Source organism: Streptomyces sp. NPDC059679 (assembly GCF_042734105.1).
Classification (GTDB): Bacteria; Actinomycetota; Actinomycetes; order Streptomycetales; family Streptomycetaceae; genus Streptomyces.
The window spans coordinates 48,397-69,180 of the sequence record NZ_JBHWES010000034.1 but is presented as its reverse complement, the minus strand read 5'-3'; the positions used below and the strand labels follow the sequence as shown (position 1 = coordinate 69,180).

Here is a 20,784-nt window from a genome sequence, read left to right as displayed (position 1 = left end):
TGCGGGGCGGTGCGCAGCGGCTTACGATCTACCGGGGGTCCATAGGCTGATCTGTAGGAGAAGACTATGCCCAGCGAAAAGGCGACCACGCAAAGGTCCGTGCTTCCCCGATTTGAGGAAGCCGAGGGTTTGGGGCCGCAGGACGCAGAATTCGTACGGGACCTGATCGCGGTACTCAAGAGACACGGAAATATCGACCGCTTCGGCCTGTGCTTGCTGCACGATCATTTCCCTCTCGAAGCGGACGAGGTTCTGGTCGAGACGAACGACCCTCAGGCTCGGACACTGAACGCCCACGTGGAGAAGGCGAACCGGACGAGGCATATCAAACCCTCGCAGTGGCGGTTCCTGCCGGATGTCGGTCATGCGCGTGCTGCGGAGTTCGAAGGGGAGCCCTACCAGGCGATCCTGCAGTGTGACGTGGTCAGTCTGTGCCCAGGCCGTGAGCGATGATGGGCGGCGCGCGCCAGGGGTGACCGCGGCGGGGGCCGCCCATCGTGGGCTGGGCCGTCAGAGACGGCCGGTACGCACCCCGCTCACGAATGCGGTCCACGCGGTGGCGGGTATGAGGAGGGTGGGGCCGGTCTTGTTCTTTGAGTCGCGGACGCCGACTGCGGTGGTCAGGTTTGCGATCTCTACGCAGGCGCCAGCCTCCTGCGTGCTGTAGGAGGACTTGAACCAGGCGCCTTCAGATATGTGGACATTCATGACTAACCCAACTCTCGTGCTAGTTCCCTGAGGAAACGGGGAGTTTCTGTGGGAGGCAGGGCGCCCTCGCGCATGGCATCGAAGCGGCGGTTGTACTTCCACACCTCGCTTTTCTTGTCAGTGAAGCTCACGCTGCTGTACTCGAGTCCGACAACCGAGTCCACGCCACCGTCGAAGTCAAGGACGATGAAATTGTCGGTTGCCCGGTACGTGGCCAGGGATAGCGGCAGCACTTGGACGGTCACGTTGTCGAGCTGGCAGAGTTCGGCGATGGTCTCGTACTGCTCCCGCATGACCTCTGGGTCGCCGACGACGCGGCGAAGTGCCGACTCATCGAGAATGACCCGGAGTTCTACCGGGTTCTCTTCCCGCGTGATGATCTCTCTCCGCTCCATGCGTACGCGCGTGTTGTGTTCCACGAACTCCGTCGTCGTCTCGTCAACAGGCTTGGCGGTCATGAACAGAGCCCGTGTGTAGCTTTCCGCCTGCAGTAGCCCGAAGACGACGGTTGCCTGCCAAGAACGCATCGCGCGAGCGTCCATCTCTAGCCCGACGTACGTGTGCAAGCCCGACGGCATCACGCTGCGGTACGGCCTCCACCAGTCACTCGTGAGCGACTCGCGGTGGAGGGTCAGCAGAGATTCACGGTCATCGATGTCGGTGACACCGTAGCGGTCAAGCAGCTTCTCCATGTCCGCTACACGCGGTAACCCGTTGAGGCCTGTCTCCACCCGGCTGAGCTTGGCGTCGGAGAACCCGAGCCCTTCGGCCGCCTCCAGGATGGTGAGGCCGTTCTTCTCTCGTAGGCGGCGAAGCTCTTTGCCGAGTTCCCGGCGGCGGAACGTAGCACCTCGTCGTGCTGCCATCTCTGTTCCCTCCACGTGCCCCTGTACGGCCTCGGCACGCTGCCGTACCGAGTCTGCCATCTCCTGTTCCCTTGGCGACAGCCTCCGTTGGCGCAGAGGCATGTGCCACTTTCACGATAGCGGCAGTTTCACTTGCAGATACTTATGTAGGTACAGAAAGTAGTTGAGGCACCGAGGGCCGGGTCGGGGCGGCGGCTGATGCCAGCCGATCTCTACGCCCGAAACACCCGTCTGCCCAGCAACTTCTCAGTGATGGGAGGCAGTTAAATGGCCACTGTCATTACCGGGCCGAAACGCATGAGTGTTTCTGTCGCCACCAACCACAAAAACGTTCGAGAGCTACTTCGTGCGGGTGTACGCACCCTCGCGGAGTGGGCACTGAAAGGGCGTGCGAGCGCGGTCGGCCGGGGCGCGGAGACACCTCCGCAGGAGCCGCAGGGGGTTCCGGGCCGCGCCCCACTCTCAAGGAGTTGGAGCAGCGCGCGGAGGCTCTGGCCAAGGCGATCCGTAAGCATCTGGAGCGGGGGACGCGTCGGTGAGGTCGTTGATGGCGCGGGGAGTGACCGCTGGAACCCAAGACTGTGCGAAGTGCAGGGAGTACACCGCGTTGCGCGAGAAGGCCAAGCAGGACGGGGATTACGGCCAGGCGACCACGTACGAGATCTTGCGCCGCCGTCACCCGTCCCACGAAACGCCGGGCCGTACGGCCCGCTGGGGAGTGCCCGTATGAGCCGGCCGACGCCGTACAAGGGCCCGAAGGTGGGCCAGGAAGCTCGCAAAAAAATACTTGCTCTCCATCAAACGATTCTTTGCGAGGGGGTGGGGGAGGGCGCGCAGGCGTCCGCGTCCGGGGAACCGGCGTGATATCCATGCGGAAGACGGGCACGCATACGGCGTGCGGCGTCTCAACTGCCAAGTTCGGCCCGGTGCGAGTTCGCGGTGGTGGTTAAGAGCGTCGACATATGCGTGCTCGAGGTGACGTATGGGGGCGATCCCGATGTGCCCGGCTGGTGCGAGCAAAGGATCTGACCGCGCCGCCGGGCATGGTGGGCTGCTCCTTGCGGCGCTACCGTCAGAACAGCATCTGCGACCGGGGGAGGGCAGGGATGCTCGATCAGGCTTTGATCGCGCTGGCCGCGTCTGGCGGCACGGCGGTGGTGACAGCCGCGGGGACGGATACGTGGGCCGGGTTGCGGCAGGCGGTGGCGCGGTGGTTCGGGCGGGGTGACACGCAGCGCGAGCAAGCGGAGCTGGAGCGCTTGGATCAGACTGCCATCGCGATGGAAGCCGCCGACCCGATGGAGGGGGAGCGGGCCCGGATCCGTCAGGAGGCATCCTGGCGAGTCCGTATCGAGGTGGCGCTGGAGAGCATGGCCGGTGCCGAGCGCGGTCAGGCTGCCGATGAGCTGCGAAGCCTGCTCGTGGAGCATGCCTCGCGGGGCGGCGTGAGTGCCGGGTCGGGGGGCTTGGCCGTGGGCGCCAATGCGGACATTCGGGCGGGCGGCGGCTCGATTGCCGCTGGGGTGATCCACGGAGGCGCGCACGTCGGCTCCCCTACCGTGCCGGATCCGTCCCAGGGCTGAACGGACCGGCCACCCTCAGCCCACCGCCGATCGGGACGCCTTCCGAGGCTCAACGGCTGGAAAGCGTCATGGCGCACGCCCGCGACCGCAGCCTGGCTGTCGGCTATGTGGCCGACGGCGGCCAGGTTGCCTACTACGCTGCGCCTCGGCCTGCGGTGACGTGGCCCCATCAGGTCGGAGTGCTGCCGCGGCAGGCTGGCTGCTTCCAGGACCGGGCCGCTGCCGAACAGATACAGCAGATGGTGGCCGACGGCGGCGCGGCGGCGCGGTGTCAGGTGCTGGTCGGTATGGGCGGGGTCGGCAAGACTCAGCTCGCTGTCCACCACGCCCGTGCCCTGTGGCAGGCGGGAGGAGTGGACCTGCTGGTGTGGGTCAGCGCCGGCACCCGCACCGCGATCGTCTCCGCGTATGCCCAAGCCGCCGCCGAGGTGCTCGGCACCGAGGTTGTTGACCCGGAGTACGCCGCGCGGGCGTTTCTGGCCTGGCTTGAGCCGCGGCACGGCGCCTCCCAGCGCAGCTGGCTGATCGTGCTGGACGACCTCGCCGACCCGGCCGACCTGCGCGGACTGTGGCCACCCACCAGCCCGCATGGCCGCACCCTGATCACCACCCGCCGCCGGGACGCTGCCCTCGGCGGCAGCGGCCGACGACTGGTACCGGTGGGCCTGTTCACCCCCGGTGAAGCCGCCGCTTACCTCACCGCCGGACTGGCCGCCCACGGCCGCACCGAGCCCGCCGACCAGCTCGCCGCCCTCGCCGCCGACCTCGGCCACCTCCCCCTGGCCCTCTCTCAGGCCGTCGCGTACCTCATCGACGCCGATCTGGACTGCGCCGACTACCGCACCCAACTCGCCGACCGCGCCCAAACCCTCGACGACCTGCTCCCCGACGCCTCAGGGCTGCCCGACAACCAACCCGTGAGTGTGGCTGCCGCCTGGTCACTGTCGCTCGACCGCGCCGATCAGCTCCCATCCGTGGGCCTGGCTCGCCCCATGCTCCAGCTCATCGCCGTCCTCGATCCCAACGGCATCCCCGGCCCCGTGTTGGCCAGCATCCCTGCCCTGGCCCACCTCACCCAGCACCGCGCAGACACCGCAGGAAAGTCTCAGCCGGACATAGCCACAGCGCAGGAAGCCGAGCGGGCAGTTCGCGCACTGCACCGGCTCAGCCTCGTCGACCACACCCCCAGACACGCCCATCAGGCGGTCCGTGTCCACCAGCTCGTCCAACGCGCCACCCGCGACACCCTCACCCGCGACACGCGCGATCACCTGGTCCACACGGCCGCCGACGCCGTCATCGTGGTCTGGCCCGCCATGGAGCGCGACACCGCCCTCGCTCAAGCCCTGCGCGCAAACGCCGCGGCGCTCACTCACTGTGCCGAAGAGGCCCTGTACCAGGCTGACAGAGCCCATCCGGTGCTCTACCGCGTCGGCCGCAGCCTTGGCAATAGTGGCCAAGTTGCCGCGGCCGTCGACCATTTCAAACATCTGGCAAGCGCCGCTCACAACCATCTCGGGCCCGACCACCCTGACACCCTCGACATCCGTGACAGCCTTGCGGACTGGCGGGGGAAAGCGGGTGACGCCGCCGGTGCCGTGAGCGCTTACGAACAGTTGTTGGCCGACTACCTAAGGATCTTGGGCCCCGACCACCCCGGCACCCTCGACATCCGTGGGCGAACGGCGGACTGGCGGGGGAAAGCGGGTGACGCCGCCGGCGCCGTGAGCGCCTACGAACAGCTGTTGGCCGACTCGCTACGGGTGCTGGGGCCCGACCACCTTCGTACGCTCGTCAGCCAGGCCAGCATCGCGGGTTGGCGGGGAAGAGCGGGCGACGCGGTAGGCGCCGCGAGTGCCTTCGAGGAAGTGCTGACCTCCTCTGTACGAGTGCTGGGGCCCGACGCCCCATTCACCTTGGATTCCCGGGCCAGAATCGCACACCACCGAGGGCAAGCCGGGGACGCGGCAGGCGCCATGAGCGCCTTCGAAAAGCTGTTGGCCGACTATCTGCGCGTGCTGGGGCCCGACCACCCCGACACCCTCCACGTCAGGGCCGGAATTGCGCACTGGCGAGGGGAAGCCGGGGACGCGGTAGGCGCCGCGAGCGCCTTCGAACAGCTGCTGACCTCCTATCTACGGGTCTTGGGGCCCGACCACCCTGGCACCCTCGATGTCCGGCACGACCAGGTCTTCTGGCGCGCCGAAGCCGGGGACGCGGCAGGTGCCATGAGCGCTTTCGAACAGTTGTTGGCCGACTACCTAAGGATCTTGGGCCCCGACCACCCCGACACCCTCGACACCCGCGGCAACATCGCCGAGTGGCGGGGGGAAGTTGGGGATGCAGTTGGCGCCACGTGTGCGTTCGAGCAATTGTTGACCGACTGCCTACGGGTCTTTGGGCCCGACCACCCGGACACCCTCGCTGTGAAGTCCAGAATCACGCACTGGCGGAAGAGGGCGAAGCACGCCGGCGTCCAGCAATCGACAGATCGTTGATCAAAGTTTCCGTTGACAGTGGTGGTTCCATTCTCGGCAACTCTGGCCGACTACGGCGGGACGTCCGCGGACCGGTCCCGGCGCGGTGTCACTACCGTGCCGGTATGCCGCGATTCGATCGTGTTCAGCGAGCCCGGAGAAGGCGCTCCCGCGGAAAAGCCGGACTGGTGCTCGTACTTGCCGTGAGCCTCCTCGGCGCCGGGTGTTCGAGCAGGCAGGCCGCGCCGCGGCCGTCGTCCTCCCGTCCAGCATCCTCGTCCTCCGCCACGCCCTCGTCCTCCGCCATGTCCTCGCCCTCCGCCGTATCGCAACCGGGCAAGTACACCCAGGCGCAGCTGGCGTCGCGGCCGTGCCTTGCCCTCGATGAGCGTGACCTCGCCGCGTTGGGAATCAGCGGCCGGGGGAAGCAGGAGGCCGGTAAGCACGGGGCCGCGTGCGCGTGGAAGTTGTATGGGCAGAACGTCAGCCTCGCACTGGATCTACCACTGTCCTACGCGCGGCCCATGACCAAGAACGGGCGCGTCACGCAGGTGCGGGTGGGGCGGCACAAGGCTGTGCAGGCTGAATTCCAGGGAATCTGCTTCATCTTCGTCGCGGTGGACGCCTGATCGGCACCACGGCGATTCCGGACCCCGGGGAATCGCAGGACGGAACGTGTCCCGCGGGGGCGTCGGTCGCGGCCGCGGCCCTGACCCATATCCGATGACCGGGTCCCGGGTATCGTGACCGTCCAGCGGAACGGCTTGGGCCAGGCGGGTCGGGCTGGCCGAGAGGGGCGGCATGACTGGTGTGACGCGCTTGGTCACGCACGTCGATCTGGACGACGGTGCTACGCCAGCTGGGCAGATGTCGATGTCGGCACGGCTTGTGGCCGTATTGCCGGACGGCCGCAGCCTGGTCCTGCTCGACGATCGAGGCTGGAGCCTTTGGGGCCCGGGGGATGTCCGGGAATGGGTCTCGGCCGAGGACGTCGAGACGGACGCCCGGATGGTGGTCGGGCCGGACGAGCCGGGCGACGGCCAGACCGGTGAGCAGATGGCGGCCGACCACTGGGCCTCGCTGGCCGGCATCATCGCGCGGCACGGTGTGAGCGTGGACGCGCGGGACCTGGAGCGGCTGCCGCATGATGTCGTGCTCAGCGAACGCCTTCGAGCACGGATTGGCTGAAGGCTCGACGTCAGCGATCGGGTAGGGGACTCAGTCGAGGCCGAGCACCGCCAGGAGCTGCCCCGCGAACTCCTTCGGGTGTTCCGTGGCGCCCACATGCCCGCCCGGGAATTCCACGACCTCGCCGCCGAGTCCGAGCAGCTGTGCCAGCCGCCGGGCCGGCCCGTACAGCGGCTCCTGTTCCCGGGAGTCCCGGCCGGCCGCCAGTATCAGCCGGTCCGCGGCGGGGCGCAGGGCGGCGAGGTCGGGGGCGGTCGCGGTGAACGGGCACAGGATGTGTTCCAGGAAGACGGGGAGGTTGGCGTGCATGCGGACGGCCATCTCCTGGATCTCGGGCGGCAGTTCGGTCGGCCGGTCCGATGGCCGTCCGCCCAGGCCCTCGTTGAACCGCGCCATCGCGGGGCCGACCCCGTCCATGCGGAACGTCTCGCGCACCTCGGCGAAGAGGCGGCGGTGCGGGGCGGGGTCGTCCAGGACCTCGATCAGCGGGGGCTCGTGGGCGACGACCCGGCGCAGCCGGCCGGGGTGGCGGGCCAGGAGGTCGAGGGCGACGACGGCGCCTGAGCTGCAGCCGAGTACGTACGCGCTCTCGTGGGGCGAGAGCAGTTCGAGCAGCCGGTGGGCGTCGTCGCTCCATACGTCCACCCGCTGGTCGGTGAGCGGGCCGTCGAGGGGACTGCGGGACAGGCCGCGGGGGTCGTAGGAGACGACGGTGTGGTGGGCGGCGAGGTCGGGGGCCATGCCCTCGTAAAGCCCGGCGTCGGCGGCGCCGCCGGGGATCAGCAGGAGGACGGGGCCGCGGCCGCGGGTCTCGTAGTGGAGGGTGGCGCCGGGGACGTCGAGGGTGCCGGTTGTGGGCTTGGGCATGGCTGGGCCCCGCCTCTCTTCCTAGGGGTTCTAGGTTTAACCTAGCAGCCCTAGGTTTGGGGTGCTGGGGAATTTTCGTGCGTGCGGGACCACGCCGCGCCGTCGCCCAGCCCTCATCGCTCAAGCCGCCCTGAACCACCTGCTCAGCGCATCGCACAGACCGTCGTCCGTCGTGCCCTGCCAGGCGACGTAGCAGTCGGGGCGCAGCAGCAGCGCGGTGTGGAGTTCCGGGATGGCCAGGGTGTCGACGTGCGGTGCCCAGGGGCCCGTGTCGAGGGTGCCGGTGGGGTCGAGGAGGAGGGGGCGGGCGGTGCGGGTCGCCTCGCGCAGGCCAGGCAGGTCGGGTGCCCAGCGGCCGACGAGCGGCCCGGTCGCCGGACCCATGTCGTAGGTGATGTCCGCGCCGGACAGCAGATCCGCGAGGTGTTGCCGGGTCGTGGGCTGGGCGAGAAGTTCGCCGAACAGTTCGCGCAGCGACGTCACTTCGCCGCCCGGGCGGATCAGCAGCGACTGCGCCTGGGTGTGCATGGCGACGCGCCGCGCCACCGGGGCTCGTTCGGCCTCGTAGCTGTCCAGCAGCCCTTCGGGTGCGTGGCCGCGCAGCTCCGCGGCCAGCTTCCAGCCGAGGTTCACCGCGTCCTGGAGGCCCATGTTGAGCCCGGGGCCGCCGATCGCCGAGTGCACATGCGCGGCGTCGCCGAGCAGGAAGACGCGGCCCGCGCGGTAGCGCTCCGCGATGCGGGTGTTGCCACCGAACAGCCGCCTCATCACATGCGGGCCCGGCCCGGTCGGCGGGGCGAGCGGTACGTCCGTGCCGAGCACCCGGGAGGCGCTGGCCCGCAGCTCGTCGAGGGAGGCCTCGCCCTCGGCCGGCTGGTCCCACTCCACCGTGCTGAGCAGCGGATCGCGGTCCGGGAACGGCGCCCAGGCGATCAGGCCGCGCTCGGTGCGCAGATGCCGGAACGGCGGTACGGCGCCGAAGCCGGGCACGACCAGGCCGCCGTCGGCGCCGACCGTGCCCGGGTCTACGCTCACCTGTCCCATGCGCGACACCGAGTCGTCGGCGGTCACACCGGGGAAGCCGATCCCGGTGGTCTTGCGGATCACGCTGCGCCCGCCGTCGGCGCCGACCAGGAACGCCGCTTCGATCGGCTCCCGCCCGCGCAGTTCGACCGTCACCGACTTCTCGTCCTGCGTCAGACCGATGACCTCGTGGTCGCGGCGTATCTCGACGCCCAGTTCGGCGGCGCGCTCGGCGAGCATCTGCTCGATCCGGCGCTGCGGCACCGACAAGGTGTAGAGGGAGTTGTCCGGCAGGTCGCTCAGCTCGAGCGGGAACGCGCCGAACACGAAACTGGGCACCGGCTCTGGTGTGGCGCCGGGCGAGGTCAGCCGCTCGTACAGCCCGCGCCGGTCGAGCATCCGCACGACCTGGCCGACCACGCCGTTCGCGCGCTGCTCGGCGGACGGTTCGGTGAGGCGTTCCAGGACGACGGGGCGAATGCCGGCCAGGGCGAGTTCGCAGGCGAGCATCAGGCCGTTGGGTCCGGCGCCCGCGATGACGACATCGATCATGAGCAGAGTCCTTTTCGGGTTTTTGGGCAGGGGGTATCGGCCCGGTCGGTCGCCGGGCTTTGCGCGTGGAGAGGGGTGCCTAGGGCGTGGGCGTGGGCAGCCCTGCCGCGATCAGGGTGAAGGCGTCCGTGAGCAGACGGCTCATCGGCACCGGCGGATCGGTGCGGAGGTGGTGTGCCATGGCCGCGTTCGTCGCGGCCATGACCGCGGACGCGACGAGGTGCGGATACAGGTCCTGTTGCGGATCGATGCCGGTGCGGTCGGCGACGGCCGCGGTGATCTCGGCCTCGGCGATGGCCCCGGCCCGCAGTATCTCGCCTTGCAGAACCGGTTCGGCGAGCATGACGCGCACCCCCGCCGTCCACTGCGCCGCGTCGGGAACGGGATGGGCGGCCACCGCCGCGTCGGGCTCGAACTGCGGCAGTACGGAGTGGAGGACCGCGTCCCACAGCGGCTCCGCCGGGCGCTCGCGCAGCGCCTCCGCGATACCCAGGCACCGGTCGAGATGGCGGGCGGCGATCGCCTCGCCCTTGCTGGAGAAGTAGTTGTTGAACGTGCGCGGCGAGACCCCCGCGGCCTCGGCGATGTCCTCCACCTTGACGCTGTCGAACCCGCGCTCGACGGTCAGCCGGATCGCCGCCCAGCTGAGCGACGCGCGTGTCTCGGCCTTCTTCCGCTCTCGCAACCCCATGCCAAGAAGGATAGCGAAACTTGCGTGGCACGCAAAGATGCGTGGCGCGCAAAAATGCGCGCCACGCACTGTTTTCGGGCTCCTCGTGCCCGGTCCCCCCGCCCGCTCAAGCCCGGTCGCGGTGACCCATGGCCTCGGCCAGTGCCCGCATCCGCCGACGGAAGCCGCCGCCCTCCGGGGATCCGAACCACACGGCCAGATGGTCCGCCTCAACGGCCCGCCATGCCTCCACCTCCTCGCCCACCTCCTCGCGCGTCTTCCCGGCATCGCGCCCGTCGTCGTCCCACCCGATCCGCGCCCCCGCGCGGATCTCCCGCCCGCCGCTCAGCTCCCTCAGCCTCGCCCGGTGCCCGGCGAACTCCCGCGGGCTCAGCCCCACCCCCTGCCACCAGTCGCCGACCTGCGCGGTCCGGCGCAGTGCGGCGTTCGAGTTGCCGCCGATGAGAAACGGCACGGGGTGCTCGGGTACGGGCTGGAAGACGGCGCGTTCGTCGAACGAGTGGAACGCGTCCTCGTACGGCCCGCCGCCGCGCTCGTGCAGCTGCCGGATCAGCCGCAGCGCGCTGGTCGTCCGGGCGCCCCGGGTCGCGAAGTCCGCCCCGGCGGCGTCGAACTCGTACTCCTCCCACCCGGCCCCCACTCCCAGCACGAACCGGCCGCTGCTCACCCGTGCCAGCGTCGCCGCCTGCCGGGCGACGAGCAGCGGGTCGCGCAGCGGCAGGATGAGGACGGAGGTGCCGAGGGTGACCCTGCGGGTGACCGCCGCGAGATACGCGAGCGCGGTCAGCGGTTCGTAGACGCCGCCGTACTTCTCCGGCCCGTACGGGCCGGGCGGCAGCAGATGGTCGGGCAGCCAGATGCCGTCGTATCCCAGGCGCTCGGCCTCCTGGGCGAGGGCGGCCAGCTCGTGGATGTCGGTCGCGGGCGACTCGGCGGGCAGGATGACGTGGAGTTGCATGGCGGGGCTCCTTGGCGCGCGGGGTGGCCGGTGTGGCGGCCCTTCGGAGCCTTTGTAGAGCCTGACATCAATGCGAGGGTCAATGCGCGACTCGGGCAGGCGGCGGTCGTGTGATCCGACCCATCGCAGCCCGCCGAACGGGCCTGATCTTGCCAAGGGCGGAATTCAGGCGTGGCTGGGTAACGCGAAGGGGCCGGGTTCTGGCCCGGCCCCGGTTGGCGCGTGTAGGCCCTTAGTTCGGGACGGGCCCCGGGAAGTGGTCTTCGAGCGTGGACATGACGACATTCGTTGTGGTCTCGGCCTGACCTGATGCACTGTTGGCGGATACGTGGTTTCCGGTTGAGGTCGTTGCAACTGCCATTGCCGGGGTCGCGATGCCGATGGCGATGCCGGCTGCTATGGCCAGTGCGGCAAGGGGCCTTCTGGTGCGAGTCATTCCGGATCCTTTGCGGGAGAGCCAAGCCTTCATTTGGTAATGCAAACGTACCGGCAAAAGGTATGGATGTTCGAGCACCTGGCCCCAAATATAAGGAAGTTATTGTGTGTCGGAGGTAAGTCCAGGCGCACAGCAGTTGGGGCCGATGTCGATGGCTTCCCCTCCATGCCATCAACATCGGCCCCATGGGTTAACTCACTTGGTGTGAGCCAGCAGCGTTACCTGGAGCTTTCCGATGGCGCGTGGTCTTCCTTGGCGGCCAGCGGCTTGGGGACCGGCGCGTGGTCTTCCATGGCGCTGATCGAACTCGGATCGACGCCCTCGCCCCCCGCAGCCTTGCGCGTGGCCCGACCCGTGGGCGGGGCCGGCGGGTGGTCCTCCCCGGCCAGTGACGGCGGAACGGGCGCGTGGTCCTCGGTGGTGGCGAGAGCGGGCGGAACAGGTGCGTGGTCCTCGGTGGTTGCCAGCGCCGACGGTACGGGCGGGTGGTCCTCCAACGGCCGGTAGGCGTCGGACGCAGGCTTCTTGTCCTGGCTCAACAGGATCAACTCCCTAAAACAGTGGGCAGGTCTTTCGTACGCCCGCCCGGCGACTCCCCCGTGGGTCGCCGGACGGGCGCCTCAGGGCCGCTCACCTTAACCATGCGGCCGGATGACCGATCCGCCTGCCCCCCGCGGGGACGGATCGATCGTGATAAAGACTGCACGACGGCGATAAACGATTGATGAACGTCTGGCTGGCGGGCTGTCGCTAGGCCACGGCTGCGGGGGTCAGCAGCCGTCGTACCTCGTCGGCCTCGGGCATCCCCACCTGCTCATGCAAGGAAAGCGCCTCGCGCCAGCAGGCTTCAGCACGTCCGGATTGCCCGATGCCCATCAACGCTTTGCCGAGCACCGTCAGAAGGATGGCGCGTCGCCATTCGCCGCCGATCCCACGGAGGGCGAGTGCTTGCTCGGCGTGGCTGGCCGCCTGGGCGGGCCGCTTCGAGGCCAAGTAGGCTTCTGCCAGACGCTGGTGGGCCATGCCCTCCCACAGGGGCTGACGGCTCTCGCGGAAGATGGCGAGTGCCTCGGTCAACTGGTCAAGAGCCTCGGTCGTCCTTGCCGCGCGGGTCAGGGCCACGCCGAGAGCGTACTTCGCATTGGCCAGGCGCAGAGTGCGGCCCAGGCTCTCGTAGATGTCGACTCCCTGCCGAGCAATCTCCACGGCGCTCGCGATTCGGTTGGTCTCGAGATGAACACGAGAGAGGTTGCACAGCGCACTGCCCTCGCAGGGGCGGTCGCCGTCGGCGCGATAGGCGTCGATCGCCCGTAGGGCGTGCGCCTCCGCGTCCGCCAACCGCTTCTGACCGAGAGCGATAATGGCGCGTTGGACCGAGGCGCGGCCGACCGGGACCGGGTCCTCGGCGGCCATGCCCACCACGACGGCGACCTTTGCCTCTTCGTCTGCCTGGGCGTACCGCCCCGCCAGGGTGAAAGCCTTGGCCAGGAAGAAACGTGCGCGCCCCTCGGCTTGCAGATCTCCGGCCTGTTGTGCCGCTTCGCTGATGTGCTGGGCGACAGCCTCGTAGCGTCGTGCGTTGGCTCCGGACTCGGCGAGGTCGGTGGCGGCCGCCAGCAGATCGGCGGCACGGCGCAGGGTATCCCCGTGAGCGGACTGCTGGGCGCAGGCCAGGAGGCAGTCGGCCTCGGTGAACAACCAGTCCAGGGCAGCGTCGTGGTCGGCGAAGGTGAGCCCGGGGCGTTTGGTCGGCGCCAGATGGTCGACTAGCCTGTCGCCCGGCCGCTCAATGGCGTAGACCTGCGCCGCAGTGGCGAGGTAGAAGTCGAGCAGCCGGGCGAGAGCCGCTCCCCTCTCCTCTGGCGGCAGTTCGTCCCGCTCCGCTCGGTCACGCGCGTAGAGTCGCACCAAATCGTGGTAGCGGTAGCGGCTGGGTGCGGCGGATTCGAGGAGCGAGGCGTCGACGAGGGACTCGATCAGCTCCTCTGCGTCATCGACATCCATGTCGAGAACGACTGCGGCGGCGGCCAGAGAGATGTCCGGCCCGTCGGCGAGCGCCAGCAGGCGGAACGCCCGGGCCTGCGCCGGCTCCAACTGCCCGTAGCCCAGCTCGAAGGTGGCCTCGACTGCCAGGTCGCCGGCTCGCAGTTCCACGAGCCGCCGTCGCTCGTCGCCCAGCTTCCGCGCGAGAACAGATAGTGTCCACGTCCGTCGCGAGGCCAGCCGAGAGGCGGCGATGCGGATGGCCAGTGGCAGGAATCCGCACGCGGCAACGACGTCCATGGCCGAGTCGCGTTCCGCGCTCACACGTTCTTCCCCCACGATGCGGGTGAAGAGGTCCAGAGCCTCCTCGGGGCTCATGACGTCAAGGTCGACAAGATGGGCGCTCTCCAGGTCAACCATGCGATTGCGGCTGGTGATCAGGGCCGCGCAGCCCGCCGTACCGGGTAGCAGCGGACGTACCTGGGCAGCGTCGCGGGCGTTGTCCAGGAGCGCGAGGACCCGGTGGCCGTCCAACGTCGAGCGGTAGAGCGCTGCCCGTTCATCAAGGCTGTCCGGGATCGCCGAGTCCATGATGCCCAGGGCGCGCAGGAAGGCCCCCAGCACGGCATGGGGGTCGGCCACGACTGGGCCCGCACCCTGCAAATCGACGTAGAGCTGGCCGTCCGGGAAGTGACGACGGGCCGCGTGTGCCACATGGACAGCCAGGGTGGTCTTGCCGACGCCGCCGATTCCAGCGACGGCTGACACGGCCATGACATGCCCCTCGGTAGTGGCAAGTTGGTCGCTCAGTTCGTCGATGAAGGCGGCCCGGCCGGTGAAGTCGGCGACTGTCGCGGGCAACTGGGCGGGACGTACGAAAGCGGCGCGGGTGCCGAGATCGGCGGAGGCGGTCGTGGGAACCGCCAGCTCGGCGTCGGCCTGGAGAATGCGCTGTTGCAGTTCCGAAAGTTCCGGGCATGGGTCCACGCCCAGGTCCTCAGCCAGGAGCCGCCGCGTGTCGGCATATACGGCCAGAGCCTCCGCCTGACGGCCGCTGCGGTACAGCGCGAGCATCAGCAGTTCACGCAGCCGTTCACGCAGTGGGTGAGCGGCGGTCAGAGCTGTCAGTTCGGAGACGGCTTCCGCGTGGTGCCCGAGCTCGAGGTCAAGACTGAGGCGTGTCTCAATGAGAGATAGCCGCCACTCTGAGAGCCGGATGCGCTGGGTCTCCGCGTACGGCCCTTGCAACCCCGCCAGCGGTTCGCCATCCCACAGGTTCAGTGCCTGGGCGATCAGGTTGCGCGCCTTGGGTCGATCTCCGGAATGCTGGGCCTTCTCAGCCTCTGCGGCGAGGTGTTCGGCCGCGTCGAGGTCCAGGGCGCCCATCCCAATGCGGATGGCGTACCCGCCGGACTCGCTGGCAAGTACCTGAGAGTCCGGCCCGAATACCTTCCGGAGTCGGGAGGCATACGTCCGCAACGCGGCAATAGCGGCGTCCGGCGGATCCTCGCCCCATAGGGCGTCGACGAGTTCGGGCGCCGTGGCGGTACGTCCTCCGCGCAGCAGAAGAGCCGCGAGCAGCGCGCGCTGCTGCGGTGCGCCCGTGGCGAGCTGTTGCTCGCCTCGCCAGGCCCGAACCGGTCCGAGCACGGTGAAGCGCAACTGATGCCCCTGCACCTGCCCCTTACCGCCGGCCATGGTCTCCCCCTGCCTGTGCTTCTGAGTCGCACGGGCCAGTTTGCCTTGTCCAGACCCCCTACGTCAGCAGGGACAGCGTCTCTCCACAAGGCCTGCCACACTTGTCCGACGTCATCGTGCCGACGGACCGTCAGCACGGGGCTGGGTTTTCGGCCATGCGTCTGACAACAGTTGGCGGACTTCCTCTACCTCGGGCGAACCCGTTTGCTCGTAGATCGCCCGCGACTGGCGCCAGCACTCCTGGGCTTGTTCTGTCTGTCCCATACGCATCAATGCCTTCCCCAGGAGAGTCAGGAATGTGCCGCGGCGCCATTCGCCGCCGATACCGCCTAGTGCCAGCGAGCGCTCTGCATGCTCCACCGCCTGAGTGGGGCGGCAGGCCGCCAGATGCATTTCGGCCAGCCGGAAGTGGGTCATTCCCTCCCATAGTCGTTGACGGTTCTCGGCGAAAATAGCGAGCGCTCGGGTGAGTTGGGCGTCTGCCTCCTCGAACTTCCCGATGCTCGTGAGGGCTATGCCGAGCCCATACATGCCATTGGCCACGCGAAGCGACGAGCCGAGCCTCTGATAGATCCTGAGGACATGCTCGGCCAGTTTCATCCCGGTTTCAGTGCGGCCCGTGTTCAGGTGGACACGCGCGAGGTTGGAAAGAGCGCTTGCCTCGCCTGGCTCGTTGTCGTCGGAGCGAAAGGCGTCGATTGCCTGCTTGAAGTACGTTTCGGCGTCCGCGTAGCGGCCTTGGTAGAGGGCGATGACACCAAGCCGATTGGGGGCGCGGGAGACCAGCAGCCGATCACCACCGGCCATCGCCAGCTCCAAGGCGCGACCAAGCTCCAGGCGGGCGCGGTCGAACCTCCCGGTGAAGCAGTACAGATTCCCCAATGCCGACCGTGCCCGGGCCTCCGTATGCAAGTCTCCGACCGTGCAGGCGGAGTCACTGATCGCCTTGGCCACACTCTCGTACTGGCGTGATCTCGCCCCGGACTCAGCGAGGTCGAGCGCGGCCGTCAAGAGATCGGCGGCGCGTCGGCGTTCGCCGTCACCGATGCACTGCCGAGCACATGCGATCAGGCAGTCCGCTTCGGTGAACAACCAGTCCAGCGCTGCCCTGGACGATTCGAAGGTCAGGCCGGGGTAGGCGGTGGTTTCGAGGTGCACGACCGTCCGGTCGCCCGGGCGTTCCATGGCGTACACCCGAGTCGCCGTGGCCAGATAGAAGTCCAGTAGTCGAGAGAGCGCTGCCTCTCGTTCCGACGTGGTCAGTTGGTCCTGATTCGCGCAGGCTCGGGCGTAGAGCCGTACGAGGTCGTGAAGGCGGTAGCGTCCCGGCACGACGGACTCCAAGAGTGAGATGTCCATCAGCGAGGTGAGGAGAGTTTCCGTCTCTTCGATACCAAGGTCCAGCAATGCCGCAGCCGCCGACAGCGATATGTCGGGCCCGTCGGCCAGCCCCAGCAGCCGGAACGCCCGCGCCTGCTGTGGCTCCAGCTGCCCGTAACCCAGCTCGAAACTCGCCTTGACCGCCAGGTCCCCGGCCCGCAACTCGTCAAGCCTCCGCCGCTCGTCGGCGAGTTTGCGGGCCAGGACGGAGACCGTCCAGGTGCGCCGGGAGGCGAGCCGGCAGGCCGCTATGCGGATCGCGAGCGGCAGGAAGCCGCAGGACGCGAGGACGCCCATGACCTCCTCGCGCTCCACGCTCGCCCGCTCCTCGCCGACGATGCGGGCGAAGAGGGCGAACGCCTCCGCCGGGCTCATGACGTCCAGGTCGACGAGGTGGGAGCCCTCCAGCCCGGCCATGTTGGTCCGGCTGGTGATCAGCGTGGCGCAGCCGCCCGCGTCATCGCCCGGGAGGAGTGGGCGGATCTGGGCGGCGTCGCGGGCGTTGTCCAGCAGGATCAGGACCCGGCGGCCCTCCAGCGCCGAACGGTAGAGCGCGGCACGCTCTTCGGCGTTGTCCGGGATCGTGGTGTCGAGGGTGCCCAGGGAGCGCAGAAATGCGCTCAGGGCGGCTTCCGGCTCGGTGGGGGAGGAGCCTGCGCCGCAGAGGTCGATGTAGAGCTGGCCGTCGGGGAAGTGACGGCGGGCGGCGTGAGCGACGTGGACGGCCAGGGCGGTCTTGCCGATCCCTCCGGTCCCTGCGATGGTCAGGACAGCCGGCTCGCGGCCCTTGGCCGTCAGAAGCTCGCTCAGCTCCTGTACTGCCTCGGCGCGGCCCGTGAAGTCCGCCACCGAGGCGGGCAACTGGGCGGGGCGTACGACGGATGCGCCGGACAGGAAGTGATCGCGGCGCCCGGGCAGCTCGGCAAGTTCGGCGTCCGCGCGGAGGGTGTGCTGCCGGTGTCCGGAGGCAGCGCCCTTGGAGACCGCGGTGCTGGAGACCGTGCCCGCTGGGACGGTGGCATCGCCCCCGGAGGCGCCCTCTGGGGTGCCCCGGCGCTCCGTGACGATCTCGGCGCCGCTACTCCTTTCCCACTCCAGTTCGATCCGGGCCTCGGAGAGGGCAAGAGCCGCCTCCTCGTCGCGCCAGGTGCCCTCGGGTCCTGACGCGGTGCAACCCTCCCTATTCCCAAGCCGCTTGTCGCCGACCATGGTGCCCCCCGCACGTACTTTTCCCTGCACTGGCCAGTCTGCCTTGCTCCGGCTCATACGTCAGTAAAGAGTGCCCATTGCCCGGGGGCGCCCCTAGCTGCTGCGGAGCGATCGCGAACCGGTGGGTGCGTCGAGCCGTTCCTGGATGGTTTGCGCCTCGCGCCAGGACTCCTGCGCTCGGGAGTGTTGGCCCAACGCCATCAAGGCGTCGCCGTGCACCGTCAGAAAGGACTGGCGGCGCCGTTCGCCGCCGAGGCCCCCGAGGGCGAGTGATCGCTCGGCGTGCACCACTGCCTTGGCGGGGCGGTTTGCGGCCGGATGTGTTTCGGCCAGCCGAAAGTGAGCCATCCCTTCCCACAGTGGCTGACGTGCCTCCTTGAAGGCGCCGAGTGCCTGGGGCAGTTGATCAAGGGCCTCGTTCACGCGGCCGGCGCTCGCCAGGGTTATCCCGAGTGCGTACATCGCGTTGGCGAGCCGCAGCGGGGCCCCGAGTCGGCGGTAGATGGAGACGCTCTGCTCGGCAAGCTCCACGCCTCTCTGGGTGCGGCCGCGGTGCACATGGAGGCGGGCCAGGTTGGACAGGGCGCTCGCCTCCCCGGCCTCGTTGCCTTCGGTGCGGTAGGCGGCGAGCGCCTGGCTCACGAACGTCTCGGCGTCCTCGTACCGCTCCTGACTGTAGGCGACGGTGCCGAGCTGGCTGGGGGCGCGGCTGGCGACCACCGGGTCGTCGGGGGCCAGCTCCAGGGCGCGTCGCAGCTCCCGGTCGGCCTCGGTGAAGTGACCGGCGAAGCTGTACAGATGTCCCAGCGCGGAACGAGCGCGGGCCTCGGTCCGGAAGTCCGTTGCGGTGTGGGCGGCATCGCTGATCGACCGGGCCGCGGGCTCGTACTGAGGCGATCTGGCTCCGGACTCGGCGAGGTCGAGCGCGGCTATCAGCAGATCGGCGGCGCGGCGTCGGGTGGTCGCGCCAGTGCACTGCAGCGCGCATGCGATCAGGCAGTCGGCCTCAGCGAAAAGCCAGTCGAGTGCGGCTCCGGAGGAGTCGAAACGCAACCCCGGATGGTCGGTGACCTGGAAATGGCTGACCGTGCTGTCCGCGGGGCGTTCCATCGCGTACACCTGGGCCGCCGTGGCCAGGTAGAAGTCCAGCAGCCTCGACAGCGCGGCCTCCCGTTCGGCCGTTGGCTGGATGTCCGGCTCCGCGCACGCCCGCGCGTACAGTCGCACCAGATCGTGGAAGCGGTAGCGTCCTGGCACGGTGGGCTCCAGGAGCGGGATGTCCGCCAGGGAGGCGAGGAGTTCTTCGGCGTCCTCGTCGTTCAGGTCCAGAACGGCTGCGGCCGCCGACAGCGAGATATCGGGTCCGTCGGCCAGCCCCAGCAGCCGGAACGCCCGCGCCTGCCGTGGCTCCAGCTGCCCGTAGCCCAGCTCGAAACTGACCTTCACGGCCAGGTCCCCGGCCCGCAGCTCGTCCAGCCGCCGCCGCTCGTCGGCCAGCCTGCGCCTGAGGAACGACACGGTCCAGGTGCGCCGCGAGACCAGCCGCGAGGCGGCGATGCGGATGGCCAGGGGCAGGAAGCCGCATGCGGCGACGACATCCATGGCCGCTTCCGGCTGCGACTTGATGCGTTTTTGGCCGACAACTCGGGCGAAGAGGACCAGAGCCTCCTCGGGACTCATGACGTCCAGGTCGACAAGGTGGGCGCTTTCCAGGTCGACCATGCGGGTGCGGCTGGTGATGAGCGCGGCGCAGCCCTCCGCGCCTGGTAGCAGCGGCCGCACTTGGGCGGCGTCGCGGGCGTTGTCGAGGAGCGCCAGCACGCGGCGGCCGTCCAGTGTTGAACGGTAGAGGGCGGCTGGCTCTTCAACGCCGTCGGGAATGTGGTAGTCGGGGGTGCCCAGCGCGCGCAGGAAGGCCCCCCAAAACGGCCTCGGGTTCGGACGGGGCCGGGCCTGCGCCCTGGAGGTCGACGTAGAGCTGGCCATCCGGGAAGTGATGCCGCGCCGCGTGCGCCACGTGGACCGCCAGTGTCGTCTTGCCGACACCTCCGATGCCGGCGATTGCTGACACCGCCATGACATGCTGCGTCGTGGAGGTCAGATGATCGCCCAGCTCGTTGATAAGGGCGGCGCGGCCGGTGAGGTCCGCGACCGTGGCCGGCAGCTGGGCGGGCCGTACAAGCACGGGGCCGGCGGTGGCCCGGGGGCCCGCGGGGGCGGCCAGCCCGGCGTCCGCCCGCAGTATTCGCTGCTGCAACTCGGACAGTTCCGCGCACGGATCCGCGCCGAGTTCCTCGGCCAGCAGGCGCCGCGTGTCGTTGTACACGGCCAGTGCTTCGGCCTGCCTGCCGCTGCGGTACAGCGCCAGCATGAGCAGCTCGCGTAACCGCTCACGGAACGGGTGCTGGGCGGTGAGCGCCGTCAGCTCGGCTACGGCTTCTGCGTGATGGCCCAGCTCCAGATCGAGGTCGAGCCTTGTCTCCAAGAGGGCGAGCCGCCACTCCGCCAGCCGGGTGCGGTGTGTTGCCGCGTGCGGGCCCGGCAGGCCGGCAAGGGGCTCGCCGCCCCAGTGGTCCAGCGCCTTGCCGATGAGCTCGTGGGCACGGGCCCGGTCCCCGGAGTGTCGTGCCTTGTCCGTCTCCGCGGCCAACTGATCGACAACGTCGGTATCCAAGGCGCCCACGCCGATGTGGATCGCGTAGCCCCCCGACTCACTGACCAGCACGTTGGAGTGCGGTTCGAATGCCTTGCGCAATCGAGAGGCGTACGAGCGCAGCATGGAGAGGGCCGCGTCCGGGGGGTCGTCGCCCCACAGGTCATCGATCAGCTCCGGCGTTGTCGCGGTCCGTCCTCTGTGTAACAGCAGGGCTGCGAGCATGGCTCTCTGCTGTGGCGGGCCGGTGGCGATCGGTTCATCACCCCGCCAGGCCCTTACTGGTCCGAGCACGGTGAAGCGCAAGGGCCGCTCCCACTCCTGCCCCTTCTCGCCGGCCATGGCCTCTCCCCACCCATGCGTCGCAACTGCGGGCCAGTTTGTCTTGCCGATGCCCCTTCGTCAGTAGGGGCAGTGCGTCCCGTAAGCAGAGTGCTCCTCAGCCAGGACGGGGCCTGATTGCCCTCGTCGCGAACGCGTTAGCTGACGAACCGTCAGATCGGCGCTACCGT

At 69.0% G+C, this 20,784-nt stretch carries 15 protein-coding genes and 1 pseudogene; 6 read left to right on the top strand and 10 right to left on the bottom strand.

The window, feature by feature from the left end; all coding sequences use genetic code 11:
* Positions 1-66 precede the first annotated feature (66 nt).
* Positions 67-453, top strand: a complete 387-nt coding sequence (locus ACFV2X_RS31185) for a hypothetical protein (protein WP_385622819.1) — start codon at positions 67-69, stop codon at positions 451-453.
* 57 nt (positions 454-510) lie between these two features.
* Here ACFV2X_RS31185 and ACFV2X_RS31180 read toward each other — a convergent pair whose 3' ends face one another.
* Together ACFV2X_RS31180 and ACFV2X_RS31175 are read right to left on the bottom strand one after the other, a co-directional pair.
* Positions 511-708 carry a DUF397 domain-containing protein gene (locus tag ACFV2X_RS31180; protein WP_385622817.1) on the bottom strand — a complete coding sequence of 66 codons (198 nt, stop codon included), beginning with the start codon at positions 706-708 and terminating at the stop codon, positions 511-513.
* Positions 709-710: 2 nt separating this feature from the next.
* Positions 711-1,634, bottom strand: coding sequence for a helix-turn-helix domain-containing protein (locus tag ACFV2X_RS31175; RefSeq protein ID WP_385622815.1), 924 nt, complete (start codon positions 1,632-1,634; stop codon positions 711-713).
* A 547-nt stretch (positions 1,635-2,181) separates the two neighbouring features.
* Between ACFV2X_RS31175 and ACFV2X_RS31170 the strand changes: the two genes are divergently transcribed.
* From ACFV2X_RS31170 to ACFV2X_RS31150, 5 genes are all read left to right on the top strand, one after another.
* Positions 2,182-2,304 (top strand): hypothetical protein, encoded by a 123-nt coding sequence (locus tag ACFV2X_RS31170; protein WP_385622812.1) that lies wholly within the window; start codon positions 2,182-2,184, stop codon positions 2,302-2,304.
* Positions 2,305-2,680: 376 nt separating this feature from the next.
* Entirely contained in the window at positions 2,681-3,157 is a 477-nt protein-coding gene (locus ACFV2X_RS31165; protein ID WP_385622809.1) for a hypothetical protein, read from the top strand.
* Between the two features lie 68 nt (positions 3,158-3,225).
* A complete protein-coding gene (gene fxsT, locus ACFV2X_RS31160; RefSeq protein WP_385622807.1) occupies positions 3,226-5,655 on the top strand; it encodes an FxSxx-COOH system tetratricopeptide repeat protein in 2,430 nt (809 codons plus the stop codon).
* 104 nt (positions 5,656-5,759) lie between these two features.
* Positions 5,760-6,263 carry a DUF3558 family protein gene (locus ACFV2X_RS31155; RefSeq protein WP_385622805.1) on the top strand — a complete coding sequence of 168 codons (504 nt, stop codon included), beginning with the start codon at positions 5,760-5,762 and terminating at the stop codon, positions 6,261-6,263.
* A gap of 190 nt (positions 6,264-6,453) precedes the next feature.
* Positions 6,454-6,822 (top strand): hypothetical protein, encoded by a 369-nt coding sequence (locus ACFV2X_RS31150; protein ID WP_385622803.1) that lies wholly within the window; start codon positions 6,454-6,456, stop codon positions 6,820-6,822.
* A gap of 30 nt (positions 6,823-6,852) precedes the next feature.
* On the opposite strand, the gene ACFV2X_RS31145 is transcribed toward ACFV2X_RS31150, so the two are convergent.
* The 8 genes and pseudogenes from ACFV2X_RS31145 to ACFV2X_RS31110 form a co-directional block, all read right to left on the bottom strand.
* Positions 6,853-7,689, bottom strand: coding sequence for an alpha/beta fold hydrolase (locus ACFV2X_RS31145; RefSeq protein ID WP_385622800.1), 837 nt, complete (start codon positions 7,687-7,689; stop codon positions 6,853-6,855).
* A gap of 120 nt (positions 7,690-7,809) precedes the next feature.
* Positions 7,810-9,264, bottom strand: a complete 1,455-nt coding sequence (locus ACFV2X_RS31140; protein WP_385622797.1) for an FAD-dependent monooxygenase — start codon at positions 9,262-9,264, stop codon at positions 7,810-7,812.
* Between the two features lie 79 nt (positions 9,265-9,343).
* Positions 9,344-9,955 (bottom strand): TetR family transcriptional regulator, encoded by a 612-nt coding sequence (locus ACFV2X_RS31135; RefSeq protein WP_385622794.1) that lies wholly within the window; start codon positions 9,953-9,955, stop codon positions 9,344-9,346.
* 106 nt (positions 9,956-10,061) lie between these two features.
* Entirely contained in the window at positions 10,062-10,913 is an 852-nt protein-coding gene (locus tag ACFV2X_RS31130) for a TIGR03619 family F420-dependent LLM class oxidoreductase (protein WP_385622791.1), read from the bottom strand.
* Between the two features lie 654 nt (positions 10,914-11,567).
* The gene (locus tag ACFV2X_RS31125; protein ID WP_385622789.1) at positions 11,568-11,888 is read right to left on the bottom strand and encodes a hypothetical protein; all 321 of its coding nucleotides are present in this window, start codon (positions 11,886-11,888) and stop codon (positions 11,568-11,570) included.
* Between the two features lie 211 nt (positions 11,889-12,099).
* On the bottom strand, positions 12,100-15,030 hold the full coding sequence (locus tag ACFV2X_RS31120; protein WP_385622787.1) for a BTAD domain-containing putative transcriptional regulator: 2,931 nt from the start codon (positions 15,028-15,030) through the stop codon (positions 12,100-12,102).
* A gap of 111 nt (positions 15,031-15,141) precedes the next feature.
* Positions 15,142-17,619 (bottom strand): ATP-binding protein, encoded by a 2,478-nt coding sequence (locus tag ACFV2X_RS31115; protein WP_385622785.1) that lies wholly within the window; start codon positions 17,617-17,619, stop codon positions 15,142-15,144.
* Positions 17,620-17,712: 93 nt separating this feature from the next.
* Positions 17,713-20,614: pseudogene (locus tag ACFV2X_RS31110) on the bottom strand (BTAD domain-containing putative transcriptional regulator).
* Positions 20,615-20,784: the final 170 nt, after the last annotated feature.